The organism is Herbaspirillum camelliae, assembly GCF_001929405.1.
GTDB lineage: Bacteria > Pseudomonadota > Gammaproteobacteria > Burkholderiales > Burkholderiaceae_D > Herbaspirillum > Herbaspirillum seropedicae.
Map to the genome: position 1 here is coordinate 658,101 of NZ_KV880769.1, position 18,177 is coordinate 676,277.

General features: G+C 60.6%; 13 protein-coding genes and 2 rRNA genes. 8 read left to right on the forward strand and 7 right to left on the reverse strand.

The annotated features are described in order from the left end of the window. Window positions 1–15: 15 nt before the first annotated feature. The 3 genes from recQ to BGK68_RS03015 all read right to left on the reverse strand — a co-directional run bounded on the left by recQ (window position 16) and on the right by BGK68_RS03015 (window position 3,780). A complete protein-coding gene (gene recQ, locus BGK68_RS03005; RefSeq protein ID WP_075255873.1) occupies window positions 16–1,872 on the reverse strand; it encodes a DNA helicase RecQ in 1,857 nt (618 codons plus the stop codon). A 41-nt stretch (window positions 1,873–1,913) separates the two neighbouring features. Then, the gene (locus BGK68_RS03010) at window positions 1,914–2,786 is read right to left on the reverse strand and encodes an undecaprenyl-diphosphate phosphatase (protein ID WP_013232531.1); all 873 of its coding nucleotides are present in this window, start codon (window positions 2,784–2,786) and stop codon (window positions 1,914–1,916) included. A 139-nt stretch (window positions 2,787–2,925) separates the two neighbouring features. Next, entirely contained in the window at window positions 2,926–3,780 is an 855-nt protein-coding gene (locus BGK68_RS03015) for an undecaprenyl-diphosphate phosphatase (RefSeq protein ID WP_075255874.1), read from the reverse strand. A gap of 293 nt (window positions 3,781–4,073) precedes the next feature. On the opposite strand from BGK68_RS03015, the gene arsC reads away from it, so the two are divergent. Then, window positions 4,074–4,427 (forward strand): arsenate reductase (glutaredoxin), encoded by a 354-nt coding sequence (arsC, locus tag BGK68_RS03020; RefSeq protein ID WP_075255875.1) that lies wholly within the window; start codon window positions 4,074–4,076, stop codon window positions 4,425–4,427. A 33-nt stretch (window positions 4,428–4,460) separates the two neighbouring features. On the opposite strand, the gene BGK68_RS03025 is transcribed toward arsC, so the two are convergent. Next, window positions 4,461–4,715 carry a YkgJ family cysteine cluster protein gene (locus BGK68_RS03025; protein ID WP_075255876.1) on the reverse strand — a complete coding sequence of 85 codons (255 nt, stop codon included), beginning with the start codon at window positions 4,713–4,715 and terminating at the stop codon, window positions 4,461–4,463. Window positions 4,716–4,857: 142 nt separating this feature from the next. Here BGK68_RS03025 and BGK68_RS03030 point away from each other — a divergent pair, with 142 nt between their 5' ends. The 4 genes from BGK68_RS03030 (at window position 4,858) to rfaH (ending at window position 7,346) form a co-directional block, all read left to right on the forward strand. After that, on the forward strand, window positions 4,858–5,487 hold the full coding sequence (locus BGK68_RS03030) for a TetR/AcrR family transcriptional regulator (protein ID WP_069372939.1): 630 nt from the start codon (window positions 4,858–4,860) through the stop codon (window positions 5,485–5,487). 151 nt (window positions 5,488–5,638) lie between these two features. After that, entirely contained in the window at window positions 5,639–6,304 is a 666-nt protein-coding gene (locus BGK68_RS03035; RefSeq protein WP_013232526.1) for a protein-L-isoaspartate O-methyltransferase family protein, read from the forward strand. A gap of 19 nt (window positions 6,305–6,323) precedes the next feature. After that, window positions 6,324–6,647, forward strand: a complete 324-nt coding sequence (locus BGK68_RS03040; protein WP_075255877.1) for a rhodanese-like domain-containing protein — start codon at window positions 6,324–6,326, stop codon at window positions 6,645–6,647. Window positions 6,648–6,848: 201 nt separating this feature from the next. Continuing rightward, complete coding sequence (rfaH, locus tag BGK68_RS03045; protein WP_075255878.1) at window positions 6,849–7,346, forward strand: transcription/translation regulatory transformer protein RfaH; 498 nt, start codon at window positions 6,849–6,851, stop codon at window positions 7,344–7,346. A gap of 24 nt (window positions 7,347–7,370) precedes the next feature. Here the strand turns inward: rfaH and BGK68_RS03050 are convergent, their stop codons facing one another. Beyond that, window positions 7,371–8,006 (reverse strand): TetR family transcriptional regulator, encoded by a 636-nt coding sequence (locus BGK68_RS03050; protein ID WP_075255879.1) that lies wholly within the window; start codon window positions 8,004–8,006, stop codon window positions 7,371–7,373. Between the two features lie 611 nt (window positions 8,007–8,617). Here BGK68_RS03050 and BGK68_RS03055 point away from each other — a divergent pair. From BGK68_RS03055 to BGK68_RS03065, 3 genes are read left to right on the forward strand one after another with little or no spacing between them, the layout of a single operon-like run. Then, window positions 8,618–9,826 (forward strand): efflux RND transporter periplasmic adaptor subunit, encoded by a 1,209-nt coding sequence (locus BGK68_RS03055; protein WP_075255880.1) that lies wholly within the window; start codon window positions 8,618–8,620, stop codon window positions 9,824–9,826. An 11-nt stretch (window positions 9,827–9,837) separates the two neighbouring features. After that, on the forward strand, window positions 9,838–12,984 hold the full coding sequence (locus BGK68_RS03060; protein WP_075255881.1) for an efflux RND transporter permease subunit: 3,147 nt from the start codon (window positions 9,838–9,840) through the stop codon (window positions 12,982–12,984). Between the two features lie 2 nt (window positions 12,985–12,986). Next, window positions 12,987–14,438, forward strand: coding sequence for an efflux transporter outer membrane subunit (locus tag BGK68_RS03065; RefSeq protein ID WP_075255882.1), 1,452 nt, complete (start codon window positions 12,987–12,989; stop codon window positions 14,436–14,438). Between the two features lie 541 nt (window positions 14,439–14,979). Here the strand turns inward: BGK68_RS03065 and rrf are convergent. Both rrf and BGK68_RS03075 read right to left on the reverse strand, forming a co-directional pair. Then, window positions 14,980–15,092: ribosomal RNA gene (rrf, locus tag BGK68_RS03070) — 5S ribosomal RNA — on the reverse strand. 140 nt (window positions 15,093–15,232) lie between these two features. Next, window positions 15,233–18,104 (reverse strand): 23S ribosomal RNA (locus BGK68_RS03075). Window positions 18,105–18,177 lie beyond the last annotated feature (73 nt).

Consider the following 18,177-nt stretch of genomic DNA (forward strand, 5'->3'; position numbering starts at 1 on the left):
TCAGGACTGCAAGGACTACGAGGACTGCGCGGACTGCATCTCGGCAATCAGGGCGATGATCTGCGCACCATAGGTCTCCAGCTTCTTCTCGCCCACGCCGGTGACGTGGCGCAGGTCGTCCAGCGACTGCGGGCGGGCCTTGGCGATCTCGCGCATGGTGGCGTCGTGGAAGATGACGTAGGCGGGGACGTTGTGGGCGCGCGCGGTTTCCACGCGCCACCAGCGCAGCTTTTCGAACAAGGCCTGCTCGTCGGTGGACAGATCGGTCTCGACGAAGCTGGAACGCTGCGAACTGCGCTTGGCCTTCTCGGGCTTCTGGTAGCGGCGCAGTTGTACGGCCTGCTCGCCGCGCAGGACCGGGCGGGCGGCTTCGGTGAGCTTCAAGGCGCTGTAGTTGTCGGCGTCCACCGTAAGCAGGCCCAGCGCGATCACCTGGCGCAGGATGGCTCGCCATTCGGCTTCGCCGCGATCGCTGCCGACCCCGAAGACGGAAAGCTGGTCATGCCGCCACTGCTTGACGCGCTCGCCGTCGATGCCGCGCAGAACCTCGATCACATGGCCGGGGGCAAAGCGCTGGTCGACCCGGTAGACGGTGGAGAGCAGCTTCTGCACTTCGACGGTGGCGTCGAAGGAGACCGGCGGGGTGAGGCAGGTGTCGCAATTGCCGCAGGGGGCGGACTTCTCGCCGAAGTAATCCAGCAGATGGACACGGCGGCAATGCAGGGTTTCGCACAGGGCCAGCATGGCGTTGAGCTTGGTGCCGAGGACGCGCTTGAAGGTCTCGTCGGCGTCGGATTCGTCGATCATGCGGCGCTGCTGCACTACGTCCTGCAGGCCATAGGCCATCCAGGCGTTGGCGGGCAGGCCGTCACGACCGGCGCGGCCGGTCTCCTGGTAATAGCCTTCGACGCTCTTGGGCAGGTCGAGGTGGCAGACGAAACGCACGTCGGGCTTGTCGATGCCCATGCCGAAGGCGATGGTGGCGACCATCACGATCTTGTCTTCCCGCAGGAAGCGCGCCTGGTTGGCGGTGCGCTGGGCGTAGTCCATGCCGGCGTGATAGGCCAGGGCGTTGATGCCTTCACTGCGCAGGAAGTCGGCGGTCTCCTCGACCTTCTTGCGGGAGAGGCAATAGACGATGCCGGCGTCTTCGGGATGTTCGCTCTTGATGAAGTCCAGCAGCTGCTTGCGGCCATTGGCCTTTTCGACGATCTGGTAGCGGATGTTGGGACGGTCGAAGGACGAGACGAACTGACGCGCATCTTCCAGCTGCAGGCGATGGATGATCTCTTCGCGGGTCTGCTGGTCCGCGGTTGCGGTCAGGGCGATGCGCGGCACCTGCGGGAAGCGCTCGTGCAGCACCGACAGCTTGATGTATTCGGGGCGGAAATCGTGGCCCCATTGCGAGACGCAGTGCGCTTCGTCGATGGCGAAGAGCGAAATGCGCGCCGACTCCAGCAGCTCCAGGCAGCGCGGCGTCATCAGGCGTTCGGGGGCGACGTAGAGCAGGTCGAGGTCGCCCTGGCGCAGGCGGCGTTCGATCTGCATGGCTTCGTCGAAGCTCTGGGTGGAGTTGAGGAAGGCGGCGCGCACGCCCACTTCATCGAGGGCGTCGACCTGATCCTGCATCAGCGCGATCAGCGGCGAGATCACCACGCCCGTCCCTTGCCGCAGCAGGGCCGGGACCTGGTAGCACAGCGACTTGCCGCCGCCGGTAGGCATGAGCACCAGAGCGTCGCCGCCGCCGGCGACGTGCTGGACGATCTCGCCCTGGTGGCCACGGAAGGAGGAATAGCCGAACACCGTCTCCAGCACGTGCAGAGCGCGTTCTTGCGGAGGGGCGCCGGCGGGCAGGGAATCGAAGTCGACCATGGAAGAAGAGCCTTGATGCTGTGTGCAGCGAAGGCGCTATTTTATTGCAGCCAGCCCTGCGCCACCGCAACCAGCAAAAAAGCACCGAGAACAGCTCGATAGACAATGAAGGGCCATGTCGAGAAACGCTCCAGGAATTTCATCAATCCCCAGATCGCGGCAAAGGCCGACACGCTCGCCACCAGCAGGCCGAACAGCAGTACGCCCCAGGCTTCCAGAGGGATATGCGCATGCAGCAGAACGGCCAGTTCCTTCAGGCCAGCCAGGGCGATGGCGGGCAAACCCAGCAGGAAGGAAAAGCGGGCCGCCTCTTCGCGGCGGAAGTTGAGGAACAGCGCGGCGGTGAGCGTGGAACCCGAGCGCGAGACGCCCGGAATGAGCGCCCCCACCTGGGCCAGCCCGACAATGAGGGCATCGCGCAGGCGCATCTGGTCGACGCTGCGGCGGTGGCGGCAGACCATCTCTGAGATGGCCAGCAGGATGGCCATGCCCACGCAGGACCAGCCGATCACGGTGAGGCTGCGCAGCGGCGAGCCGCAGGCGTTGAGCACGTGCGACAGCGACAGGCCGGCGATGCCGATGGGAATGGTGGCCAGGATGATGGCCACGGCCAGCCGGAACATGGGATCGTTGAAGTCGCGCCGGCGCCAGGCGGCCAGACTACCGCCAGTGACGGCGCTGACGTCGCGCCGGAAGTAGCTGATCACGGCGGCCAGCGCGGCCAGCTGCATGGCGGCCGAGAAGGCCGAGCCGGGATCATGCCAGCCCAGCAGGGCCGGCACGATGCGCATGTGGGCGGTGGAGGAAATGGGCAGCAGTTCGGTGATGCCCTGGACGATGCCCAGCAGACCGATCTGGGCGTAACTGAGGGAGGCGAAGCCGATATCGAGACCGGCGCTGCAAACATTGGCCATGGGGATGTGCTCTGGATGGGATTGGCGAGGATGGATGGTTCTGAGGAACCGCCGCCGGCAGCGAGGCCGGCGGCGGGGTGCTGCAGTGTAGCGCGGCAGGGTTGCCGCAGGCTGACAAATGGCTGAATACCCGGCCGGATTACTCGACCCAGGCCACCACGCCGGTGTAGGCCGTGACCAGCACGATGATGCCGAAGATGATGCGATACCAGGCAAAAATGGTGAAGTCGTGCGAGCTGATGTAGCGCAGCAGCCAGCGCACGCACAGGAAGGCCGAGACGAAGGCGGCCACGGTGCCCACGGTAAAGAGCGGCACATCGGCGGCCGACAGCAGCGCGCGCTCCTTGTAGAGCGAGTAGATGGTGGCGGCAAACAGCGTGGGGATGGCCAGGAAGAAGGAGAATTCGGTGGCCGCCTTGCGCGACAGGCCGAACATCATGCCGCCGATGATGGTGGCGCCCGAGCGGCTGGTGCCGGGGATCAGGGCGAAGGCCTGGGCGATGCCGACCTTGAGGGCGTCCAGCGGGGTCATGTCATCGACCGTTTCCACGCGGGCCGAGGCCATGCTCATGCGGTCCTTGTTGCGGCGTTCCACCCACAGGATGATGAGACCGCCGACGATGAAGGCAATGGCCACCGAGACGGGGTTGAACAGCACTTCCTTGATGCGGCGGCTGAACAGGAAGCCCAGGATGGCGGCCGGCAGGAAGGCGATGATGAGGTTCACGATCAGGCGCTGGGCCTTGCGGTCGGTGAACATGCCGGTCAGCACGGTGGCGATGCGCACGCGGTATTCCCAGCAGACGGCCAGGATGGCGCCGGCCTGGATGACGATTTCGAAGACGTCGGCCTTTTCCTTGGAGAGATCAGGGCCGGTGAATTGCAGCAGGCTGTTGGCCAGGATCAGGTGGCCGGTGGAGGAAATGGGCAGGAATTCGGTCAGGCCTTCGACGATGCCCATGATGAGCGCCTTGAGCGCGAGGAGAGTATCCATACGGTGGCTGGGTGACTGTTTATGTGAGGGGGTTGAAGGAAATAAAGGAAATAAAGGAGGATAAACAAGGAAAAATAGCGAGATGACTGCTGGCAAGCCGGTCAAAACCGGCATTTTGACTATCTCCGGCGTCAAAGGTGCAGTGCAATAGGGCGAAATTCTACCGCAAGCCCTCTGACAAGCCTGTTTTGCGGGGGTAAATCCGCGCTACCATGCGGTTTTTGGCCGATTTCGGATGCTTCGCAAGATTGTGAACGATTCGGATGTCAACCGCGCACAGATCAGGATTCCCCATGAGCAACATCACCATCTACCACAACCCCAAATGCGGCACCTCCCGTAACGTCCTGCAAGGCCTGCGGGACGGCGGCGTCGAGCCGACCGTGGTCGAATACCTGAAGAATCCGCCTGACCGCGCCACGTTGGAAAAGCTCATCCATGACATGGGTGTGCCCGTGCTGGAGGTGGTGCGCACCAAGGAAGCGCTGTACACGGAACTGGGGCTGGACGCTGCCGGCGTGAGCGATGGGCAGTTGATCGAGGCCATGCTGGCGCATCCCATCCTGATCAACCGCCCTATCGTGGTGGCACCCAAGGGGACCATGCTGGTGCGGCCCAGCGAGCGTCTCAAGGAAATCTTTCCGTAAGCACGTCCGCCGCGCCCGGCCTTGACTCAAGGCTTATGGCGCGGTGGCCTGCTCCAGCGTCTGCAACCAGATCAGGGCGGCGCTACGACTGTCGCCGCACATGTCGGCCGCTGGCTGCAGGCCACCGCAGAAGGCCGGCCGCTCGGGGCGTCCGAACAGCCGGCAACGCATCTCTTCATCGAGCTGGATGCAGGGCACGCCGGCCGGCTTGCCCTGCGGCATTCCCGGGATCGGACTGGTGATGGACGGCGCGATGCAGCAGGCGCCACAACGATCGCGGCATTGCATGGCGGCTCCGGGTTGTGTCTGGACGGGCGCATTGTAGACCAAAGCCGGCTCTTGACCGGACTTTGGCGGCGACCTGATCCATCTCCTTGACGCCGCGCGCGCTTCGCACTTACATTGCCCACTCCCGGTAATCTAGTTTCTCATGTCTGCATCGGCCAAAGAACCGCGTTGGGAACGACGCAAGCAGGACCGCCCGCAAGAACTGCTGGCGGCGGCGCTGCAATTATTCGTCGAGCGCGGCTATGCCGCCACCCGCCTGGAAGACGTGGCGGCGCAGGCCGGCGTTTCCAAGGGAACGCTCTATCTCTATTTCGACAGCAAGGAAAGCCTCTTCAAGTCAGTCGTGCGCGCCCATATGCTGCCGCTGCTGGACGAGGCCGAAGCGCGCGTGGACAGCCACGACGGCCACACCGCCGACCTGCTGCGCGAGCTGATCCTGGGCTGGTGGCAAGGCGCCTCCCGCTCTGGGCTCAAGGGCATCGCCAAGCTGATGCTGGCGGAGTCGGGCAACTTCCCCGAGCTGGCGCGCTTCTACCATGAAGAAATCACCTCACGAGGCGACGCCACCCTGGTGCGGGTGCTGGAACGCGGCATGGCCCGTGGGGAATTCCGCCCTCTCGACGCCCACGCGCTGAAAAAGGTCATCGCCGCGCCAATCATGATGCTGATGCTGTGGGATCAGTCGCTGGCTCCTTGCGCCATCGCGCCCATCGACAGCGATGCCTACCTGGCCAGCCTGATCGACCTCTGCGTCCATGGGCTGAAGGCATGAGCGCCGCCCGCCGGAGCACTTTCTCCGAGGAAAACCCGCAACACAGGCCCATTGGCAGCCCTGTTCCCCGCGCAGATGGGCTGATTAGCTCGTCGGTGTTTGCTAAAATGCTGCCTTTCCGTCGCTATTAGATTAGATCGAGCCCACCGCCATGAATATCGAACAAGCCCGCTTCAACATGATCGAACAGCAGATCCGCCCCTGGAACGTGCTGGCGCAGGACGTGCTGGACCTGCTGATGGTCGTCAAGCGCGAAGAATTCGTCCCGGCCGCCCATCGCAGCCTGGCCTTCTTCGACACCGAAATCCCGCTGCCGGGTGGCGAGAACATGCTGGCGCCGAAGATCGAAGCGCGCATCCTGCAGGAAGCCAACGTCAAGAAGCATGAATACGTGCTGGAAATCGGCGCCGGTTCGGGCTACATGGCGGCGCTGCTGGCGCACAAGGCGCGTCACGTCACTACCGTCGAGATTTCGCCGGAACTGAAGGCCCTGGCCGAGCGGAACCTGTCGGACTACGGCGTGGCCAATGTGGATGTGCAGCTGGGCAATGGCGCGCAAGGCTGGGTGGGCGCCGATGGCAAGGCGGCTGAATATGACGTGATCGTCATCTCGGGCTCGCTGCCGGTACTGCCCGAAGCCTTCGGCAAGCAACTCAAGATCGGCGGTCGCCTGCTGGCCATCGTCGGTTCGCTGCCGGTGATGGAACTGCAACTGATCACCCGCACCTCCGAACACGCCTTCGAGACCGTCAACGTGGTGGAAACCCTGGCCAAGCCGCTGCACGCAGCCCTGACCCCGTCCCACTTCACCTTCTGATCGCACAGGAAAGCGCACCATGGAGCACATCTCTGCCACGGAACTGGCCGCGTGGATCAATGATCCGGACCGTCCCACCCCGCTGTTGCTGGATGTGCGCGAGCCCTGGGAACACCAGACCTGCCACATTGCCGGCTCGCAGCTGGTGCCGATGAACACCATCCCCGGCCGCTTCTCGGAGCTCGATGAAGAACAGCCGGTGGTGTGCATCTGCCATCACGGGGGCCGCAGCATGCAGGTGGCGGCCTTCCTGGAGCGCCAGGGCTTTACCAAGGTGATCAACCTCAGCGGCGGCGTGCATGCCTGGGCCGGCCAGGTCGATCCCGGCATGCCGACCTACTGAGCTGAGCGCAGCCAGCAAGCCGGCTAAGGGCATCATCGGGACAAGCCCGGATGCATATTCAAACGCGAGTCAAGCGCGGATCAAGCGCGACAGTCTTGCCTGATTCTCTCTGGCCGAGCGTATCTTGCTGACCACAGCTTGCTTTGCCGCTTCTTAACGCGCGCTTACAATGATGGTCCATAACGAGTCCTGGAGAAGGCCATGCAATGGTATCTGGTGCATACAAAACCCCGACAGGAAATCTGTGCTCAGCAGAATCTTGAGCAGCAAGGTTACGAGTGCTACCTGCCATTGTTGCATAAAGAGAAAGTCCGCCGCGGCGCCTTGACGCTCAGCAGCGAGGCCCTCTTCCCCCGCTATCTGTTCATCCGCCTGGGTGCGGGCCTCACCAGCAAGAGCTGGGCGCCCATCCGTTCGACCAAGGGCGTGAGCCGGCTGGTGACTTTCGGCACCGAACCGGCCAAGATCAGCAATGAACTGGTACTGGCCCTGCAAGCGGCCCAGCAGAGCGAGGCAGCCCCTGTTGAGCGCGCCTTCACGCCCGGCCAGCGCGTGCAGCTGGTCGAAGGCGCCTTGTCCGGCATCGAAGGCATCTTCCTCGAAGCCGATGGCGAGCGCCGGGTCATGGTGCTCATCGAAATGCTGAGCAAACCGGTCTCGGTCGCTGTGGCGCCTGGCTCCCTGCGCAAGATCCTCTGAGCCGCCTGCATCGGACTGACTGACTCAGCGACGTTGCAGCGACGGCGCGGTCTTCAGCGCGTGCATGGACGCTGCCAGCACCCGCTCCCCTTCGCTGACCAGGTCGAAACTGTCCGGTGAAAAGAACCAATCCGTCAACAATCCACTGAAGGTGGCGTGCGCCATCAGGCAGGCCAGGCGAATATCCAGCGTGGCCGGCAACTGGCCGCGCGCTACGGCATTACCCAGGATCTGCTCCAGCCGCAGCATGCCATCCACATGGCATTCGCGCTGGCGAATCAGGATGGGATCGTGGGCATCAGCGAATTCGCATTTGTTGAAAATGATGTCGAACACCCGCCGGCAGCGCTCATCGGTGGCGGCCATGGTCAGCACGTAGACGCCGCTGCGCAGGAACTGCCCCAGCGGGTCCTCCACCTGGGGACTGGCGTTCTCTTCCAGCACCGCTTCCATCGGCAGCCGCACCCGTTCGCACATGGCGTCAAACAGGTCGCTCTTGTTCTTGAAATGCCAGTAGATCGCCCCGCGGGTGACCTCGGCGGCTTTGGCCACGTCGGCCAGTGAGGTCTGGGAGACGCCACGCTCGTGGAACACCTGCTCGGCAGCATCCAGGATGCGGGAGCGGGTCTCGAGCGCTTCTTCCTTGGTGGAACGGGCCATCTCAGCACTCCTCGCCTGAGACCGGCGATGCGAAGCAGGAGACAGCGCTATGCGCCGAATCGCCCGATGCATACGCATGCTGCGCGCGCACATTGGCGGCGCCCTCGGGCGGCGACGCAGCGGTCGAGCGCTCTACTCCACCCTCGGGCCAATGAAAGACTGGCGAAGTCACAATATCTGAGGTGCTCATTCGTCTTGCCCTGCGGCCGGTATGAAATTGATCCAACATGGAAGAGCTCGGTTTTCCTGGCGGTGAAAAGGCGTTTTCGCGGCTTTCGGACGAAAATGCAAGGAATCACTCATATTTCGCTACGCGGTTTCAGCCAAGTTTGCTAAATTACGATGATGTTCCGTAGAAATACATACATTCATGGATGTATGTATAATAGCATCCGCTTCAAGATCCTGCCGTACCCCACCTGCAAAAATTTTCAGCGCCCTTGCCGGGAAGCGGGCGGTGGCTTTTTGCATCGCAGCAACGCAGTTCACTGCCATCGGGCGAGCCCCGTGGCGATCGATATCGACGATGCTGCATCGTCGTGACCGGTGTATCCGAATTCGTTTCATCGCCGCTGCTGGCGGCTTCAACTTTACTTTCGTGCGAGATATCTATGAGCTCAGTCAGTCGTTTCACGCGCCTCACCATGACCGTCGCAATCGCCGCCGCTCTGGTCGCCTGCGGACAGAAACCCGCCGCCCAGGGTGGTCCGATGCCGCCGTCCGAGGTTTCGGTGGTGACCATTGCCCCGCAACGCGTGGCCATCACCAATGAACTGCCGGGCCGGGTAGAAGCCTTCCGCGTGGCGCAGGTACGTGCGCGCGTGGCGGGCATCGTCCAGAAGCGCGTCTTCAAGGAAGGCAGCGAGGTCAAGGAAGGCCAGGTGCTGTTCAAGATCGATCCGGCCCAGTACAAGGCCAGCCTGGAAAGCGCACAAGCCACGCTGGCGCGCGCCCAGGCCAACCTGACCCAGACCAGCCTGACCGCCCAGCGCTACAAGCCGCTGGTGGAAGTCAACGCGGTCTCCAAGCAGGAATATGACAACGCCGTGGCCGCGCAGAAGCAGGCCGAGGCCGACGTCGCCTCAGGCAAGGCTGCGGTGCAGACTGCCAGCCTGAACCTGGGTTACGCCACCGTGACTTCGCCCATCTCGGGCCGCATCGGCCGCGCGTTGGTGACCGAGGGTGCGCTGGTGGGCCAGGGGGATGCGACCCAGTTGGCACTGGTGCAGCAGCTCGATCCGGTCTATGTGAACGTGACCCAGTCCAGCGCCGACCTGCTCAAGCTGCAGCAGGCCATGGCGGCCGGCCAGCTCAAGAGCGTGGGCGAGAACAAGGCCAGCGTGACCCTGGAGCTGGAAAATGGCCAGGCTTATCCGTTGCCGGGCAAGCTGCTGTTCTCGGACATCAGCGTGGATGAAAACACCGGTTCGGTGTCGCTGCGCGCCGAGTTCCCCAACCCCAAGCGCCTGCTGCTGCCGGGCACCTATGTGCGCGCCAAGATCGAACAGGCCGTCGATGAGCAAGCGCTGCTGGTGCCGCAACAGGCAGTGGTGCGCGATGCCGGCGGTTCGACGGTGATGGTGGTCAATGCCGAGAACAAGGTCGAACCGCGTCCGGTCAAGACCGGCGGCGCGCGTGGCAACAACTGGCAGGTCCTCGATGGCTTGAAGGAAGGCGACCGCGTGATCGTGGAAGGCCTGCAGAAGGTGCGTCCGGGCGCCACCGTCAAGCCGGTGCAATGGAATCCCGCGGGCGCTCCCGCACAAGCGTCTGGCCAACCGGCCAAGCAAGAGGCGAGCGCCCAACCGAAAGCTAACTAAGAGGCTGCCAGATGGGAAAGTTCTTTATTGATCGCCCCGTATTTGCGTGGGTGCTAGCGATCTTCATCATGTTGGCCGGCGCGCTGGCCATCACCGGCCTGCCGGTGTCCCAGTACCCCAACATTGCGCCGCCGACCATCGTGGTCACGGCCACTTATCCGGGTGCGACCGCGCAGACCCTGGACGATTCGGTGACCAGCCTGATCGAACAGGAAATGAACGGCGCCGATGGCCTGCAATACATCGAGTCGCAAAGCCAGGCCAACGGCCAGGTGCAGATCACCATCACCTTCTCGCCGGAAACCAATCCGGACCTGGCGGCGGTGGATGTGCAGAACCGCCTGAAGCGCGTCGAAGCACGCCTGCCGGCGGCGGTGACGCAACAGGGTGTGCAGGTGACCAAGTCGCGTTCCAACTTCCTGCTCTTCATCGGCCTGTCCTCGACCGATGGCAAGCTTGATCCGGTGGCGCTGGGTGACTATCTCTCGCGTAACGTCCTCAACGAAATCAAGCGTGTGCCAGGCGTGGGCCAGGCGCAGCTGTTCGGTACCGAGCGCGCCATGCGCATCTGGATCGATCCGAACAAGCTGATCGGGCTCAACCTCACCCCTGCCGACGTGACTGCCGCCATCCAGGCGCAGAACGCCCTGGTGGCCGGTGGTACGCTGGGTGCACTGCCCAGCCCGGGAACGCAGCAGATCGCCGCCACCGTGGTGGTGAACGGCCAGCTGACCTCGCCTGAGCAGTTCGGCAATATCATCCTGCGCGCCAACGCCAATGGCGCCACGGTGCGCCTGCGCGATGTCGCCCGGGTCGAAGTGGGCGGCCAGAGCTATGACACCTCCGGCCGTCTCGATGGCAAGCCCTCCTCCTTCATCGGTGTGCAGCTCTCCCCTACCGCCAATGCGCTGGGTACCGCTACGGCCGTGCACAAGAAGATGGAAGAGCTGGCCAAGTACTTCCCGACCGGTGTGAAGTACACCATCCCGTACGACACCTCCAAGTTCGTCAAGATCTCCATCGAGGAAGTCGTCAAGACCCTGATCGAGGCGATCGTGCTGGTGTTCTTGGTGATGTTCCTGTTCCTGCAGAACATCCGCTACACCATCATTCCTACCATCGTGGTGCCGGTGGCGCTGCTGGGTACCTTTGCCACGCTGCTGTTGTTCGGCTTCTCGATCAACGTGCTGACCATGTTCGGTATGGTGCTGGCCATCGGTATCCTGGTGGACGATGCGATCGTGGTGGTGGAAAACGTCGAACGGATCATGAGCGAGGAAGGTCTCTCGCCGGCTGACGCCACCCGCAAGGCCATGGGACAGATCAGCGGCGCGCTGATCGGTATTACCCTGGTGCTGATCGCGGTGTTCATCCCGATGGCCTTCTTCGGCGGTGCCGTGGGCGCGATCTATCGCCAGTTCTCGCTGTCGATGGTGGCCTCCATGGTGTTCTCGGTGCTGATGGCCTTCACCCTCACGCCGGCGCTGTGCGCGACCATCCTCAAGCCTGTGGAAAAGGGGCACCACCACGAGAAGAAGGGTTTCTTTGGCTGGTTCAACCGCAAGTTCAACAGCACTGCCAGTGGCTACCAGGGCATTATCGGCGGCATGCTCAACAAGGCTGGCCGCTACATGATCGTGTATGTACTGATCGTGGCCTGCGTGGGCCTGCTGTATGTGCGTCTGCCGGCCTCCTTCCTGCCCAACGAAGACCAGGGCTACATCATCACCAACGTGCAGCTGCCGCCTGGCGCCAGCACTTCCCGCACGACGGCCGTGGTCAAGCAGATCGAAGAGTACTACCTGAAGGACCCGGCGGTGGAGCATGCCATTGCCGTGCTGGGCTACTCGTTCTCGGGTAACGGTCAGAACGCTGCGCTGGTGTTTACGCCGCTGAAGGACTGGTCGCAGCGCGACAAGTCGCAGTCCGCTGACGCCATTGCGGGCAAGGCTTTTGGCGCCTTCTCGCAGATCAAGGATGCGATCGTGTTCCCGCTGAACCCGCCGCCGATTCCGGAACTGGGTAATGCGACCGGTTTCACCTTCCGTCTGCAGGATCGCGCTGGCCTGGGGCACACCGCCCTGGTGCAGGCACGTAACCAGATCTTGGGCATGGCTGCGCAGAGCAAGGTGCTGGCAGGCGTGCGCCCGGAAGGTCTGGAAGATGCCCCGCAGCTGCAACTGGACATCGACCGCGACAAGGCCAATGCGCTGGGCGTGCCGTTCTCGACGATCAACAGCGTGCTCTCCACGGCGCTGGGCTCGTCCTATGTGAACGACTTCCCCAATGTCGGACGCCAACAGCGCGTGATCGTGCAGGCTGACGCCAAGCGCCGCCTGCAGCCGGAAGACCTGACCAACCTGTACGCCCGCAATTCCAGCGGCACCATGGTGCCCTTCTCGGCCTTCGTGACCGCCAAGTGGATCAACGGCCCCGTGCAATTGATCCGCTACAACGGCTACCCGGCCATGAAGATTGCCGGCGGCGCAGCCCCTGGCCGCAGTACCGGTGAAGCCATGGCCGAGATGGAATCCTTCGTGGCCAAGCTGCCGCCGGGCTTCGGTTTCGAATGGACTGGCCAGTCGCTGGAAGAAAAGACCTCCGGCAACCAGGCTCCGGCCCTGTATGCCCTGTCGCTGATCGCGGTGTTCCTGGTGCTGGCTGCGCTGTATGAAAGCACCTCCATTCCGCTGGCGGTGATGCTGGTGGTGCCGCTGGGTATTCTCGGCGCACTGCTGGGCGTGACGCTGCGCGCCATGCCCAATGACGTGTACTTCAAGGTGGGCATGATTGCGGTGGTGGGTCTGTCGGCCAAGAACGCGATTCTGATCATCGAGTTCGCCAAGGATCTGCAAGCGCAAGGCAAGGGCTTGATCGAGGCCACGCTGGAAGCGGTGCACCTGCGTTTCCGCCCGATCATCATGACCTCGCTGGCCTTCATCCTGGGCGTGCTGCCCTTGGCCATCGCCTCTGGCGCCGGTTCGGCCAGCCAGCGCGCCATTGGTACCGGTGTGATGGGCGGCATGATCACGGCGACGGTGCTGGCGGTGTTCCTGGTGCCGATCTTCTTCGTGGTCGTGCGCAAGATATTCAAGGGCAGCGAGCGTCAGCGCAAGTTCGACGCCGAGCACTCGCCCAAGATCAATAGTGGAGAATAACAATGGCTAATCTGTCGATGCCGCGCTCGCCTCGCCTGCTGCACATGTGCGCAGCGCTGGTGGTGGCCGGCGTACTGGGGGGCTGCTCGCTGGCTCCCACCTATGAGCGTCCGCAAGCGCCGGTGGAATCGTCCTACCCGGCCGACGCCGCTGGCCGTGCCGAACTGCAGGCTGTCAACCTGGGCTGGCGTCAGTTCTTCCCGGACCAGCGTTTGCAGCAGCTCATCGCTACGGCGCTGGAAAACAACCGTGACCTGCGCACCGCCGTGCTCAATATCGAGGAGGCGCGCGCACAATACCAGATCGCACGCGCCGATCTGCTGCCCAACCTGAACCTGTCGGGCAATGCGGCGCGTACCCGCACCGCCGCCAGCCAGTCCCTGACGGGACAGCCGACCATCAGCAACAGCTACCAGGTCGGCCTGGCGGTGCCTGCCTACGAGCTGGACTTTTTCGGCCGCGTGCGCAACCTGAAGGACGCGGCGCTGGCCAGCTACCTCTCCACCGAAGAAGCGCAGAAGTCCGCGCAGATCAGCCTGGTGGCGCAGGTGGCGCAGGCCTATCTGGCCGAACGTTCCTATGCCGAGCAGTTGAAGCTGGCCGATGAGACCCTCAAGTCGCGCCAGTCCAATCTCGAACTGGCGCAGAAGCGCCTGGATGTGGGCGCCAGCACCGCGCTGGATTTCCGCCTGACGCAAACCTTGGTGGAATCGGCCCGGGTCGCCAAGACCCAGCTGGAGCGCCAGCGCGCCCAGGCAGAGAATGCCCTGACGCTTCTGGTCGGTAAGAAGATCGGCGAGTTACCGCCGGCGCAGTTGCTGTCGGATGAAAAGATCGTGACCGACATTCCCGCCGGCCTGCCTTCGGACCTGCTGACCAATCGTCCTGACATCCGCTCGGCCGAGCAGAGCCTGCTGGCTGCCAACGCCAATATCGGCGCGGCGCGCGCGGCATTCTTCCCGCGTATCTCGCTGACCGGCAGCTTCGGCAGCGCCAGCAGCACGCTGGGCGGGTTGTTCGAAAGCGGTTCTGGCGCGTGGAGCTTTGGTCCTTCGCTGTCCTTGCCGATTTTCGATTTCGGCCGTAACAGCGCCAATCTGGACTTGACGGAAGTGCGCAAGAACAAGGCCATCGTGAGCTACGAAAAGGCCATCCAGACTGCATTCCGCGAAGTTGCGGATGCCCTGGTGGCGCGTGGCAGCCTGGATGAGCAGGTCAAGGCGCAGGAAGCTTTCGTAGCTGCTCAGCAGGAGCGTCTCAAGTTGACTGACCTGCGCTTCAAGAATGGGATAGCCTCGTCGCTGGATCAGCTGGATGCGCAGCGCGACCTGTTCTCGGCGCAACAAGCCTTGATCCAGGCGCGGCAGCTGCGGTTGAACAATGCCATTGATCTGTACAAGGCATTAGGAGGCGGCTTGAATGAAAACACGGTGAGTGTGGCGGCCAAGCAGTAAGTCATACCGGGCCGTATAGAAAGAAGGGCGGATTATCTGCCTTGAGATGCCGTTCAGTGAAAACTGAACGGCATTTTTGTTGGCTGGAGCATTGATGGTTACAGCAAATGTGGTGATGGTTGAACCAGAAAGTTGGAGTTTTTGCCTGTGCATAAATTAACTGCGGCACCCGAGAGCTGAAGCAGCTGCGCATAAGACTAAATCTCTGTTCACTGCGATTGTGCGCTATAGCGGCTTTCCAGCAACTTTGGCTGCCGAGCCCTAACAGATTTGGGAATAACGGAAGTAACGCAATCGGTCCTGTCTCGATGGACGTTGTGCATAAAACCAAATAAATATTGGCCACCGCACATTTGCATCGTCATTCAATAGCGACAAGCTGCTATCTGGAGTTCTTGGTTGTCCTGCTGACAGAGGATAGAAGAGTGGAGCGAGGATATTGAAGCCGATGGCAAGGCCTCGAAGCAGGAGGATCTAGAACCGGATCGCCCAAAGCAAAAACCCTCGCTACTTTCGTAACGAGGGTTCTTGGGAGTAACAAGCCTGACGATGACCTACTTTCACACTGGTTGCAGCACTATCATCGGCGCGAAGTCGTTTCACGGTCCTGTTCGGGATGGGAAGGGGTGGTACCAACTTGCTATAGTCATCAGGCATAACTTGTAAAGTCAGTTGCTCTCGATCGAGCAGCAACTAACCCAAACTGGAAGAAGTATTTAATAGATTCTTGGGGTGTGATGCACTAGGGCAAACACAATATATGCTCAACTTGTCTATAACAGAGCTAATGTTATAGGAACAAGCCGCACGGGCAATTAGTATCAGTTAGCTTAACGCATTACTGCGCTTCCACACCTGACCTATCAACGTCCTGGTCTCGAACGACCCTTTAGGGGAATCTAGTTCCCGGGAAGTCTCATCTCAAGGCGAGTTTCCCGCTTAGATGCTTTCAGCGGTTATCTCTTCCGAACTTAGCTACTCGGCAATGCCACTGGCGTGACAACCGATACACCAGAGGTTCGTCCACTCCGGTCCTCTCGTACTAGGAGCAGCCCCCTTCAAACTTCCAACGCCCACGGCAGATAGGGACCAAACTGTCTCACGACGTTTTAAACCCAGCTCACGTACCACTTTAAATGGCGAACAGCCATACCCTTGGGACCGGCTACAGCCCCAGGATGTGATGAGCCGACATCGAGGTGCCAAACTCCCCCGTCGATATGAACTCTTGGGAGGAATCAGCCTGTTATCCCCAGAGTACCTTTTATCCGTTGAGCGATGGCCCTTCCATACAGAACCACCGGATCACTATGTCCTACTTTCGTACCTGCTCGACTTGTCAGTCTCGCAGTTAAGCACGCTTATGCCATTGCACTATTAGCACGATGTCCGACCGTACCTAGCGTACCTTCGAACTCCTCCGTTACACTTTGGGAGGAGACCGCCCCAGTCAAACTGCCTACCATGCACTGTCCCCGATCCGGATAACGGACCAAGGTTAGAACCTCAAACAAACCAGGGTGGTATTTCAAGGTTGGCTCCACAGAGACTAGCGTCCCTGCTTCAAAGCCTCCCACCTATCCTACACAGATTGGTTCAAAGTCCAATGCAAAGCTACAGTAAAGGTTCATGGGGTCTTTCCGTCTAGCCGCGGGTAGATTGCATCATCACAAACATTTCAACTTCGCTGAGTCTCGGGAGGAGACAGTGTGGCCATCGTTACGCCATTCGTGCAGGTCGGAACTTACCCGACAAGGAATTTCGCTACCTTAGGACCGTTATAGTTACGGCCGCCGTTTACTGGGACTTCAATCAAGAGCTTGCACCCCATCATTTAATCTTCCAGCACCGGGCAGGCGTCACACCCTATACGTCCACTTTCGTGTTTGCAGAGTGCTGTGTTTTTATTAAACAGTCGCAGCCACCATTTTATTGCAACCCTTTTGTCCTTCTGGCGCAGGCCAGTCAAACTACTTGGGCGTACCTTATCCCGAAGTTACGGTACCAATTTGCCGAGTTCCTTCTCCCGAGTTCTCTCAAGCGCCTTAGAATACTCATCTCGCCCACCTGTGTCGGTTTGCGGTACGGTCTCGTTAGACTGAAGCTTAGAGGCTTTTCTTGGAACCACTTCCGATTGCTTCGCGAACAAGTTCGCTCGTCTCACACCCTTGAATTACGCTGCCGGATTTGCCTAACAGCCTTCTTCGATGCAAAAACCGACTATTCCAACAGTCGGACAACCTTCCGCGATCCGTCCCCCCATCGCATCTAACGACGGTGCAGGAATATTAACCTGCTTCCCATCAGCTACGCATCTCTGCCTCGCCTTAGGGGCCGACTCACCCTGCTCCGATGAACGTTGAACAGGAAACCTTGGGCTTACGGCGTGCGGGCTTTTCACCCGCATTATCGCTACTCATGTCAGCATTCGCACTTCTGATACCTCCAGCATCCTTTACAAGACACCTTCACAGGCTTACAGAACGCTCTCCTACCATATCCTTACGGATATCCGCAGCTTCGGTGACTGGCTTAGCCCCGTTACATCTTCCGCGCAGGACGACTCGATCAGTGAGCTATTACGCTTTCTTTAAAGGATGGCTGCTTCTAAGCCAACCTCCTGACTGTTTTAGCCTTCCCACTTCGTTTTCCACTTAGCCAATCTTTGGGACCTTAGCTGGCGGTCTGGGTTGTTTCCCTCTTGACGTCGGACGTTAGCACCCGGCGTCTGTCTCCCAAGCTCGCACTCATCGGTATTCGGAGTTTGCAATGGTTTGGTAAGTCGCGATGACCCCCTAGCCATAACAGTGCTCTACCCCCGATGGTGATACTTGAGGCACTACCTAAATAGTTTTCGGAGAGAACCAGCTATTTCCAAGTTTGTTTAGCCTTTCACCCCTATCCACAGCTCATCCCCTAATTTTTCAACATTAGTGGGTTCGGTCCTCCAGTGCGTGTTACCGCACCTTCAACCTGGCCATGGATAGATCACTTGGTTTCGGGTCTACACCCAGCGACTGAACGCCCTATTCGGACTCGATTTCTCTACGCCTTCCCTATTCGGTTAAGCTTGCCACTGAATGTAAGTCGCTGACCCATTATACAAAAGGTACGCAGTCACCCCTTACAGGGCTCCTACTGTTTGTATGCACACGGTTTCAGGATCTATTTCACTCCCCTTCCGGGGTTCTTTTCGCCTTTCCCTCACGGTACTGGTTCACTATCGGTCGATTACGAGTATTTAGCCTTGGAGGATGGTCCCCCCATGTTCAGACAGGATTTCACGTGTCCCGCCCTACTTGTCGCAAGCCTAGTTCCACACCATCGATTTCGCATACGGGGCTATCACCCTCTATGGCCGGACTTTCCATTCCGTTTTGCTATCGTTGATGCTAAATCTTGCAGGCTGATCCCATTTCGCTCGCCACTACTTTGGGAATCTCGGTTGATTTCTTTTCCTGTAGCTACTTAGATGTTTCAGTTCGCCACGTTCGCTTCGTTACCCTATGTATTCAGATAACGATGACCTTACGGCCGGGTTTCCCCATTCGGAAATCTGCGGATCAAAGCTCGTTTGCCAGCTCCCCGCAGCTTATCGCAAGCTACTACGTCCTTCATCGCCTGTAATCGCCAAGGCATCCACCATGTGCACTTATTCGCTTGTTCCTATAACGTTAGCCTCTTTTGCAAGAGCGTTATAAAGAAGCGTTGAGTTTTAGCGTTTGCCGTATTCCAAAGT